Genomic DNA, 10,331 nt, shown 5'->3' on the forward strand with positions numbered 1-10,331 from the left:
GCCCTTTGCCGTCCATGCCGAGCCCCGCCCGATGACCACGCCCGAGCCGATGGGCGATCCGATCGAAGCGCGCCTGCGCCGGGCCCTCGGCTCGCGCTCGATCGTGCTCGTGGGCCTGATGGGAGCGGGCAAGAGCACCGTCGGCCGCCGCCTCGCGAGCCGGCTCGGCCTGATTTTCAAGGACGCCGACATCGAGATCGAGGCGGCCGCCGGCCTGACCATCCCCGACATCTTCGCGATCTACGGCGAGCCGAGCTTTCGCGACGGCGAGGAGCGCGTGATCTCGCGCCTGCTGCGGGCGGGGCCTCTGGTCCTGGCCACCGGCGGCGGCGCGTTCATGCGCGAGTCGACCCGCGCGCGGATCGCGGAATCGGGCGTGTCGGTCTGGCTCAAGGCCGAGCTCGACGTGCTGATGCGGCGGGTGCGCAAGCGCGGCAACCGCCCGCTGCTCCAGACCGAGGATCCCGAGCGGACCATGCGCGACCTGATGGACCTGCGCCATCCGGTCTATGCCGCCTCCGACGTGACCGCGCTGTCCCGCGACGTCGCCCACGACCGCGTCGTGCAGGACGTGCTCGAAGCCCTCGACGCCTACCTCAACCCGCCGGACGAGAGCCGCGCGGTCGCCGCGCAGTGAAGCTGTCATGACCGAGCCCCTCGCCGTCCACGTCCCCCTCGACCGGGGCCGCGACTACGACATCCTGATCGGGCGCGGCCTCATCGCCGGCGCCGGCGCGCGCGTGGCGGCGCTGGGCGGCAAGGCGGCGGTGATCGTCAGCGACGAGACCGTGGCTTCGCTTTACGGCGACGCCCTGCGGAGGAGCCTGGAGGAAGCGGGCCTGCGCTCCGCACTCGTCGCGGTGGCGCCGGGCGAGGCCTCGAAATCCTACGCGACCTACGCGTCGGTCTGCGACGGCCTGCTCGCCCACAAGGTCGAGCGCGGCGACCTCGTGGTCGCCCTCGGCGGCGGCGTCGTCGGCGATCTCGCGGGCTTCGCCGCGGCGACCCTGCGGCGCGGCGTGCGCTTCGTGCAGGTGCCGACGAGCCTGCTCGCCCAGGTCGATTCCTCGGTCGGCGGCAAGACCGGGATCAATTCGCCGCTCGGCAAGAACCTGATCGGCGCCTTCCACCAGCCCCGCCTCGTGCTCGCCGACACCGCGACCCTCGACACACTCTCGGAGCGCGAGATGCGGGCGGGCTACGCCGAGGTCGCCAAGTACGGGCTGATCGGCGATGCCGGCTTCTTCGACTGGTGCGAGGCCCATTGGCGCGGGATCTTCTCCGGCGGGCCGGAGCGCGACGAGGCGGTGGCGATCTGCTGCTGCGCCAAGGCCGGCGTCGTCGTCCGCGACGAGCGCGAGGACGGCGAGCGCGCCCTCTTGAATCTCGGCCACACCTTCGGCCACGCGCTGGAACGCCTCACCGGCTACGAGTCGGCCCGCCTCGTCCACGGCGAGGGCGTCGCGATCGGGCTGGCGCTGGCGTTCCGCTTCTCGGCCCGTCTCGGCCTGTGCGCGGGCCAGGATGCGGGCCGCGTCGCCAACCACCTCGCGCTCGCCGGCCTGCCGACCACCCTCCAGGCCGTGCCCGGCGGCTGCGGCGACGCCGACGCGCTGCTCGACGCGATGGCGCAGGACAAGAAGGTGAAGGATGGCGCGCTGACCTTCATCCTCGCCCGCGGCATCGGCCGGAGCTTCATCGCGCCGGGAATCGAGCGGGACGCGGTGCGCGCCTTCCTGCAGGACGAGCTGCGGGCCGGCTGAGCCCGATCCGCATTAACCGCGGCGGAACCTCGCGGCCCTATCGTCGCCGCGCTGGCGCTCGGCCAGGATTCGGGTCGGACCATGGGCGCGTCGCAGGGTGTCAGCGCGTCGGAGCGCTTCGCGGCCAGCCTGCGGGAACGTCTCGCCGACGATGCCGGCCTGCTCCGCTTCGCGCGCCTGGCCGCCGCATTCCTGGTTCCGACGATCCTAGCGCTGGCCTACCTCGCCTTCGGCACCGGACCCGATCCGCGCCACAACTGGCTCGGCGACGTGATGGGCAGCGATCTTGCCCAGGTCTGGGTGGTCGGCCGGACGGCGCTGGGCGGACGCGCGACGGAGGCCTACGACCTGCCGGTGCACCTTCAGAACCTCGCTGCGGCCTTCGGGCCGGAATGCCGGTTCGCGTGGCATTACCCGCCGGTGTTCCTTCTGGCGGCGTCCCCCCTTGCGTTGCTGAGCCCGCAAGGGGCCTTCCTCGTCTGGATCACCCTCTCGCTCGCGATCTTCGCCGCTGCGCTCCACCGTGCGACCGGGCGGCGCGACGCGGTACTGATCGGGCTCGCGCACCCGCTGGTGCTCTGCAATCTCGCGTACGGCCAGAACGGCCTCGTCACCGCTGGATTGCTGACGCTCGGAGCGATGCTGGTCGACCGGCGGCCCTGGCTCGCCGGTCTCTGCTTCGGGCTCGTCGCCTACAAGCCGCAACTCGCAGCGCTGGCGCCGTTCCTGCTGCTCATGACGGGCCGCCGACAGGCGCTCGCCGCCTGCCTCGCCACGGCGCTGGCCCTGTGCCTCGCCTCGGTCGTCCTGTTCGGGCTCGCGCCCTGGCAGGCCTTCGTCGCGAGCCTGTCGGAGACCAACCGGATCATCCTGCAGGAGGCCGGCGCCGGCCTCGATCTCAACGCCAGCGCCTTCGGCGCGGTCCGGCTGGCCGGCGGCTCGTTCGCAGCGGCCTGGACGCTGCAGATCGGCGCGAGCCTCGCGGCGCTCGCGGTCGCCTGGCGGGTCTGGGCCGGCAACGGCGACCTCGGCCTGCGCGCCGCGACGTTGCTCGCCGCGGCTCCGATGGTCTCGCCCTACGTGCCGGTCTACGACCTCGTCCCTCTGGTTCCGGCGACGATCCTCCTCGCGATCGCCGCCCACCGCGCCGGCGGCCTGCACGACCGCGAGCGGGCCTTGATGCTCGCCGCCCCCTTCGTCGCGCTGCTGCGCCCGGCGATGGCGGCGACGAGCCTCCCCTTCGGCTTCCTCCTCGGCCTCGCGACGCTCGCCTGCATCGCCGCGCGGGCGCTGCCGCGCCCCGTGCCGCGCCTGGGACCGGCGGTGCCGGCCAAATCCTGACCCTACGCGCCCGGCGATAGGGCAATCCGGCGCCGAATCCCCTATGAGGGATGTCGCCGTCGCGCCTCGATCCCGAGCCTGCCGCGACGGCATGAGCTCGAAAACCCGGCGCGATGGAAACCCACACCGACCTCTGGCTGGCCGCGAGCATCGTCGTGATCTCGCTGCTGCTCTCGGCCTTTTTCGCGGGCGCGGAGACCGCCTTCACCGCCGCGTCCCGCGCGCGGATGCATTCCCTGGAGGAGGCGGGGGATGCGCGGGCGGGCATCGTCAACCGCATCCTGGCGATCCGCGAGCGCTTCATCGGCGCGATGCTGATCGGCTACAACATCGTCGCGATCGGCGCCTCCGCCTTCATGACGAGCGTGCTGACCGCGGTCTTCGGCAAGAGCGGCGTCATCTACGCCACCGTCGGCATGTCGGTGCTGGTGATCGTCTTCGCCGAGGTGCTGCCGAAGACGCTCGCCATCTCGAAGCCCGACAAGGCGGCCCTGATGATGGCCCGCCCCGTCGCCTTCGCGGTCACGGTGATGGGCCCGGCGGCGCTCGCGATCGAGAGCCTGGTGCGGCTGATGCTGCGCCCGTTTGGCGTCACGATCGGCGACCACCAGTCGATCCTGTCACCGACCGAGGAGATCCGCGGGCAGGTCGCGCTGCTGCACCGCGAGGGCGGGGTGGCCAAGGCCGAGCGCGACATGCTCGGCGGCCTGCTCGACCTCAACGACCTCTCGGTCTCGGAGGTGATGGTCCACCGCACCAAGATGCGGATCATCAACGCCGACCTGCCCTCCGAGGAGATCGTGCGCGAGGTGCTGGCCTCGCCCTACACACGGATGCCGCTGTGGCGCGGCACCACGGAGAACGTCGTCGGCGTGCTGCATGCCAAGGACCTGCTCCGGGCCCTCGACGCGGCCGGCGGCGACGCGTCCGGCCTCAAGGTCGAGGCGCTGGCGCTCGAGACCTGGTTCGTGCCGGACACCACCAGCCTGCGCGACCAGCTCAAGGCCTTCCTCTCGAAGAAGACCCACTTCGCCCTCGTCGTCGACGAGTACGGCGAGGTGATGGGCCTCATCACCCTGGAGGACATCCTGGAGGAGATCGTCGGCGACATCGCCGACGAGCACGACGTCACCGTCTCGGGCGTGCGGCCGCAGGGCGACGGCTCGGTCAACGTCGACGGCGGCGTGCCGATCCGCGACCTCAACCGGGCGATGGACTGGAACCTGCCGGACGAGGAGGCGACCACCATCGCCGGGCTCGTCATCCACGAGGCGCGCGCCATCCCCGACCAGGGAACCGCCTTCAACTTCCACGGCTTCCGCTTCCAGGTCCTGCGCAAGGCGAAGAATCGCATCACGACCCTGCGGATCACGCCGCTGGAGCCGACGGGGAGCAAGCGTGGCGACGGATGAAGGATTTGGCCCGTCATCCCGATAACCTATGTTATGGAGTTTTGATATCAGTCAGGTCTGATACGGGCGTTTAGATGTTGTTTATGCTCTAGTTTGATGTTGTGCTCAGTTTCGGGTGCCGTATCACATGTGTGGTCTCGGCCATCGGAGTGATCGTCGGGAGACGTCAAGCGGACCATGCGTCTCGACATCGCGACCCTTCTACTGGTGACCTTCGTCCTCACGTTCCTCGTGGGCGTGCTCTTCGTGCTGTCGTGGGTCCAGGCACGTCGGACGCACGCCCTCGCGATCTGGGGCGTCGCGCACCTCGTCGGCGCGATCGCCTCCGGCGGGCTGGCCCTGCGCGGCACGATCCCCGACTGGCTCTCCATCGGCGTCGCCAACGCGATGATGATCGCCGCCTACGGTCTGATCTGGAGCGGCGTGCGGGCTTTCGAGGGGCGGAGCCTGCGCCTGTCGATCGCGATCCTGAGCGGCGGCGCCTTCGCGGCGGCCTGCCTCGTCCCGGCGTTCTACGGCTCGATCGCGGCGCGGGTCGTCCTTGCCTCGTCGATCGCAACCCTCTTCTGCGCGGCGAGCGCCTACGAGATCTGGCGCGGCCGGGCGGAACGGCTGGTCTCGCGCTACCCCGCGATGATCCTGCTGTGCATCTACGGGCTCTGCTACGCGGTTCGGATCCCCGCAGCCTTCCTCGCCCCCCTGCCGACCAGCCCAGACGCCCTGCAATCGCGCTGGGTCGCGATCCTGTGCTTTGCCGCGATGCTGTTCACGATCGCCATCGCCTTCACCTTCATGGCGCTGACCAAGGAGCGGGCCGAGCGGGCACAGCGGCTCGCCGCATCGGTCGATCCGCTGACCGGCATCGCCAACCGCCGCGCCTTCGTGCTGGAGGCCGAGGCGATGCTGGCGCGGCCCTTGCCGAGCGCGCTGCTGCTGTTCGACCTCGATCACTTCAAGCGTGTGAACGACACCTACGGCCACGCGGTCGGCGACGGGGTGCTGGTCGGTTTCTGCGCCCTGGGGCGGGCCTTGCTGCCGGGCGATCGCGCGTTCGGCCGGCTCGGTGGCGAGGAGTTCGCGTGCCTGATCCCGGTCCAGACCCCGGAGGCCGCCCGGCGCGAGGCGGTCCGCTTCGGCCGCGCCTTCGCCGCCCTGCGCCTGCCGACGCTGCCGCACCTCGAGGTCAGCTGCAGCATCGGCGTGGCGGTGAGCACGCCGGGACATGAGCGTTTCGACGACCTGATGCGCCGGGCCGACCTCGCGCTCTACCGCGCCAAGCGCAACGGCCGCAGCCGGACGGAACTGGCCGAGGCGGACGGTCCGGATGTGCAGGCCGCCCGAAATCGGCGACTGCCTTGGCCTCAGGCAGCCGAGTAGGCTGCGGCCCCCAGGCGTGCGCGGGCAGCCGCGTATTCGCGCGCGAGCCGTGCGACCACGTCCGCCACGGGCGGCGCGTCCGCGATCGTCCCGACGCCCTGGCCGGCACCCCACACGTCGCGCCACGGCTTCGCCCGGCTGCTGCCGAAGTTCATCGCGCTCTTGTCGACATCCGGCAGGCTCTCGGGATCGAGCCCGGCGGCGCGGATGCTGGGGCTCAGGTAGTTTCCGGGCACGCCGGTGAAGAACGGGGTGTAGAGGATGTCGGCGGCCGCGCTTTCCGCGATCATCGCCTTGTAGCCGTCGGCGGCGTTGGCCTCCGCCGTCGCGATGAAGCGCGTGCCCATGTAGGCGAGGTCGGCGCCCATCGCCTGTGCGGCGAGGATCGCGCTGCCGGTGGTGATCGCCCCCGACAGGATGATCGGCCCGTCGTAGAAGCGCCGCACCTCGCCGAGCAGGGCGAATGGGCTCAGCGTGCCGGCATGCCCGCCCGCGCCGGCGCAGACCAGGATCAGCCCGTCGACGCCGGCCTCCAGCGCCTTCTCCGCGTGCCGGACGGTGGTGACGTCGTGGAACACCACGCCGCCGTAACCGTGGATCGGCCGCACCACGGCGTCGGGCGCCCTGAGTGAGGTGATGACGATCGGGACCGCGTGGGCGACGCAGGCGGCGACGTCCCGGGCCAGCCGGTCGTTCGAGGCGTGGACGATCTGGTTGACCGCGAACGGCGCGATCCGCCGCGTCGGCTCGGCCGCCCGCGCCGCGGCGAGCGTGCCGGTGATGAGCGACAGCCAGGTGTCGAGGCGTTCGGCCGGCCGGGCATTCAGCGCTGGAAACGACCCGACGATGCCCGACAGGCACTGGGCGATTACGAGGTCGGGCTCCGACACGATGAACAGCGGCGCGGCGATCACCGGCAGGGCCAGCGTGCCGCGCAGCGCCGGGGGCAGCCGTTCGTTCGATGCGGATTCGATCATGCGCCCTGCCTCTCGATCGTCGCGGCGAGGATCAAGGGCCGGGCGGTCGCGCCGTCAAGGCTCCGATGCAGGTTTGCCGACGACATCGACGGACACCGGCGTCGGCCGTCGCCAGGCCGTGGCGCGGGTTGTGCAGCCCGGGGCCGAGGTGCAGGCTCGGTCGGAGCCGGTCCGGTCTCGCGCGGCGATCGCGCGTGCCGGCCGGCTCGAGGCCATGTCAGAGGGCCGCGACGGCCCGAACCCGGAGGATGCCGCTTGAGCGGGACGATCGACGACACGATTCTCGGCGTTCCCGAGGCGTTGCGCACGCATGTCGGCGCGATCAGGCCGATGGCCGAGCACAAGGTGCTCCCGCGGCTCGATCACTTCGCGCGCGATTTCATCGCGCTCTCGCCCTTCCTGGTGCTCGCCTCGATGGACGCGGAAGGCCGGGCCGACGCGAGCCCGCGCGGCGACGCTCCCGGCTTCGTCCGGATCCTCGACGACGCGACGTTGCTGATCCCGGACCGCCGCGGCAACAACCGCGTCGACAGCTTCGGCAACGTGCTCGGCAATCCCGGGGTCGGGCTGATCTTCTTCGTGCCGGGCATCGACGAGACGCTGCGGGTGAACGGGCGCGCGGCGCTGGTCACGTCGGCCGAGATGCTCGCGCCCCTGGTCGCCCAGGGCAAGGTCCCGGTGACGGGTCTGCGCGTCGCGGTGGAGGAGGTGTTCTTCCACTGCGCCAAGGCGCTGATGCGGGCCAAGCTGTGGTCGCCGGAGGCGCAGGTCGAGCGCAAGAGCTTCCCGAGCCTCGGGCGCATCCTCGCCGAGCAGACCGGCACCGTGAGCGTCGCCGATGCCGAGCGCTCGACCGAGGAGGCCTACCGCACCCGGCTCTACTGAGCATCGCGCGGGATCGCCGGAGGTCCCCGGCGATCCCGCATCCCGTTCATTCGGCTTCGGGGGCGATCGGCTCCAGGCCGCCGACGTGGCGCTGGGCGTAAAGCGGCAGGCCGATCTGGCGGATCAGTTCCTGCTGGGTCTCGAGGAAGTCGATGTGGCCTTCCTCGTCCTCGGCCAGATCCTCGAATAGGCGCTTCGACACCCGGTCGTTGATCGAATCGCAGTACTTGGCGGCTTCGAGGTAGAGCGCGCGGGCCTCGCACTCGGCGGCGAGATCGCAGGCGATGATCTCCTCGACGTTCTGGCCGATCCGCAGGGGATCGAGCTCCTGGAGGTTGGGGAAGCCGTCGAGGAACAGGATCCGGTCGACGAACCGGTCTGCGTGGTTCATCTCCTCGATCGATTCCTTGCGCCAGAACTTGGCGAGGTCGATGTAGCCCCAGTCGTTGAGCATCCGGAAGTGGAGCCAGTACTGGCTCACAGCGGTCAGCTCGCTGCGCAAGCCGCGGTTGAGATACTCGATGACTTTGATGTCGCCCTTCATGAAACCCGTTCTCCCCTTGGCCGTGCGAGGGAAAAGCCGGGCTACGCCTCAGGCGGCGATCCCCTCCTCTGCAGGCTGGACCTTTCCCAAACTGCAGCCGGTTGCGCAACCCGTCGCGCAGGCATGGGCGTCCTGTCCCGCCTCGAGCGCCGCGGCGGCGAGGGCGTTCTGCATGATCGAGCGGATCGTGCGGGCGCAACGCCCGCATTTCGGGCTGCAGCCGAGGCAGGCGTAGACCTGGGCCGGCGTGCGTGGGCAGCCAGAACCCGGGCCGAGACACCCGCGCACGGCGCCATCCGAGAGGACGTTGCAGGAACAGACGATCATACGATCCAAAACCCGATGGCTGGAGGCTCGTTTCCTTCGACGCCCTCGAATCGTTCGAGAGCGCTCGCCGTGCGTCGTCCCGGTCCTCGACCGTCGCCAGTTTAGAACTCTTGAAAACTAAGCGTTTTCAACGTGTTAGCGAACGCCACATGCCATCCGGCACCGTATGGGTCAAGGCTCCGGCGATCACGAGCGCACGATTGGATCGCGTCGTCGCGTTTCGCGGCTCCCTATTGCGCCAGCTCCTTCAGCGCGAGCCGGATGAGAACCTTCGCCTCGGCGTCCTCGCCGCCAGCCTTCAAGGCAGCGGCGACCGCGGCCGAGGCCTGGAGCTGGGCGTAGCCGAGGTTGACCAGCGCCGAGATCGCGTCGGCGACGGGCTGGGGCGCGGAGCGGTTCTCGACCGCGCCCGACAAGGCGATGAGTGCCGGATCGATCGGCGCGAAGGCCGGCGCCTTGTCCTTGAGTTCGGCCACCAGCCGGGCGGCCAGCCGCGGGCCGACGCCGGGCGCACGCGCGACGGCGGTCTTGTCGCCCGTGGCGATCGCCGAGGCGAGCTGAGGCGGCTCCAGCACCGAGAGCAGCCCGAGGGCGACCTTGGAGCCGACGCCCTGCACGGTCTGGAGCAGGCGGAACCACTCGCGCTCGGCATCCGAGCGGAAGCCGTAGAGGCGGATCATGTCCTCGCGGACATGCGTCTCGATCGAAAGGACGGCCGGCTCGCCGGGCTTCGGCAGGCGCTGAAGCGTGCGCGCCGAGCAATGCACCTCGTACCCGACTCCCTGGACGTCGAGCAGGACGAAATCCCCGCCGTAGGAATCGACCACGCCCTTGAGCTTCCCGATCATGAAATCCCGATCATTCGCGCTGCCGCGTCCAGCGTGCCGTCCGCTGCCTACAGAATGCCGCGCATCGCCGCCATCCGGCGAAGCGTGGCGAGTCTTTCTGCAGGCCAGTCTTGAGAGCGGCCGAGCTTCGTGGGATCAGGGCAGGGAAACGGTCGGTTACAACCCAGGCGATCCCGATGCGCGGACCCTTGCTTCTCCTCGCCCTGGCACTCGCCCAGACGCTCGCCCTCTCGCCGGCGCGGGCCGCCGACACCGCGACTGCCCCCAGCGCCGACCCGACGCAGGTCCGGCCGGGCACCTACCGCCTCGATCCCGACCACGCCAAGATCACCTGGTCGCTGAGCCATCTCGGCTTCTCGACCTATTACGGGCAGATCACCGACGTCACCGGCGACGCGACCCTCGACCCCAAGGACGCGACCAAGATCCGGCTCAAGGTCACGATCGGCACCGACAGCATCACCGGCGTGAACCCGAAGCTCGACGCGCATCTCAAGGCGCCCGACTTCTTCGACACCGCGAAGTTCCCGAGCGCGACCTTCGCCGCCACCGCGGTCGAGGCGACGAGCCCGACCACGGCGCGCGTCACCGGCGACCTGACGCTGCGCGGCGTCACCAAGCCGGTCGCCTTCGACGCGACCTTCAACCAGGCCGGCATCCATCCCGTCGACAAGGCCTACACCGTCGGCTTCGACGGCCGCGCCGTGCTGAAGCGGTCGGACTTCGGCATCGACGCCTACCTGCCGATGCTCGGCGACGAGGTCGTCCTGCGCCTCGAAGGCGAGTTCAAGGCGGTGAACTGATCGGCCTCAGCCGAGCTTGGCCAACGCCGCCGCGATCCGCGCGGCGCCCGGCCC

The 10,331-nt window shown here is 70.6% G+C and carries 11 protein-coding genes; 7 read left to right on the forward strand and 4 right to left on the reverse strand.

The features are described from left to right. The first annotated feature begins 31 nt into the window (after window positions 1-31). The 5 genes from FV223_RS11575 to FV223_RS11595 all read left to right on the forward strand — a co-directional run bounded on the left by FV223_RS11575 (window position 32) and on the right by FV223_RS11595 (window position 5,893). Window positions 32-637 (forward strand): shikimate kinase, encoded by a 606-nt coding sequence (locus FV223_RS11575; protein WP_147727186.1) that lies wholly within the window; start codon window positions 32-34, stop codon window positions 635-637. A gap of 7 nt (window positions 638-644) precedes the next feature. Beyond that, the gene (gene aroB, locus FV223_RS11580) at window positions 645-1,763 is read left to right on the forward strand and encodes a 3-dehydroquinate synthase (RefSeq protein WP_147727187.1); all 1,119 of its coding nucleotides are present in this window, start codon (window positions 645-647) and stop codon (window positions 1,761-1,763) included. Window positions 1,764-1,844: 81 nt separating this feature from the next. Continuing rightward, the gene (locus FV223_RS11585; protein WP_147727188.1) at window positions 1,845-3,104 is read left to right on the forward strand and encodes a glycosyltransferase family 87 protein; all 1,260 of its coding nucleotides are present in this window, start codon (window positions 1,845-1,847) and stop codon (window positions 3,102-3,104) included. Between the two features lie 113 nt (window positions 3,105-3,217). Further along, window positions 3,218-4,516 (forward strand): HlyC/CorC family transporter, encoded by a 1,299-nt coding sequence (locus tag FV223_RS11590; RefSeq protein ID WP_147727189.1) that lies wholly within the window; start codon window positions 3,218-3,220, stop codon window positions 4,514-4,516. A 177-nt stretch (window positions 4,517-4,693) separates the two neighbouring features. Continuing rightward, on the forward strand, window positions 4,694-5,893 hold the full coding sequence (locus tag FV223_RS11595; protein WP_147727190.1) for a GGDEF domain-containing protein: 1,200 nt from the start codon (window positions 4,694-4,696) through the stop codon (window positions 5,891-5,893). Here the strand turns inward: FV223_RS11595 and FV223_RS11600 are convergent. Next, window positions 5,878-6,870: a nitronate monooxygenase family protein gene (locus tag FV223_RS11600; protein WP_147727191.1), complete on the reverse strand. Its 993-nt coding sequence runs from the start codon at window positions 6,868-6,870 to the stop codon at window positions 5,878-5,880. The two genes, FV223_RS11595 and FV223_RS11600, sit on opposite strands and share 16 nt — an antisense overlap. 255 nt (window positions 6,871-7,125) lie before the next feature. Here FV223_RS11600 and FV223_RS11605 point away from each other — a divergent pair, with 255 nt between their 5' ends. Further along, window positions 7,126-7,755 carry a pyridoxamine 5'-phosphate oxidase family protein gene (locus FV223_RS11605; RefSeq protein WP_279604016.1) on the forward strand — a complete coding sequence of 210 codons (630 nt, stop codon included), beginning with the start codon at window positions 7,126-7,128 and terminating at the stop codon, window positions 7,753-7,755. 46 nt (window positions 7,756-7,801) lie between these two features. Here the strand turns inward: FV223_RS11605 and bfr are convergent, their stop codons facing one another. The 3 genes from bfr to ruvA form a co-directional block, all read right to left on the reverse strand. Continuing rightward, window positions 7,802-8,299, reverse strand: a complete 498-nt coding sequence (gene bfr / locus FV223_RS11610; protein WP_147727192.1) for a bacterioferritin — start codon at window positions 8,297-8,299, stop codon at window positions 7,802-7,804. A 48-nt stretch (window positions 8,300-8,347) separates the two neighbouring features. Continuing rightward, entirely contained in the window at window positions 8,348-8,626 is a 279-nt protein-coding gene (locus FV223_RS11615) for a (2Fe-2S)-binding protein (protein ID WP_147727193.1), read from the reverse strand. Between the two features lie 230 nt (window positions 8,627-8,856). After that, window positions 8,857-9,474, reverse strand: coding sequence for a Holliday junction branch migration protein RuvA (gene ruvA, locus FV223_RS11620; protein ID WP_147727194.1), 618 nt, complete (start codon window positions 9,472-9,474; stop codon window positions 8,857-8,859). 176 nt (window positions 9,475-9,650) lie between these two features. Between ruvA and FV223_RS11625 the strand changes: the two genes are divergently transcribed. Beyond that, window positions 9,651-10,277: a YceI family protein gene (locus FV223_RS11625; RefSeq protein WP_147727195.1), complete on the forward strand. Its 627-nt coding sequence runs from the start codon at window positions 9,651-9,653 to the stop codon at window positions 10,275-10,277. The last annotated feature ends 54 nt before the right edge of the window (window positions 10,278-10,331 follow it).

It is taken from the genome of Methylobacterium sp. WL116, assembly GCF_008039455.1.
Lineage (GTDB): Bacteria > Pseudomonadota > Alphaproteobacteria > Rhizobiales > Beijerinckiaceae > Methylobacterium.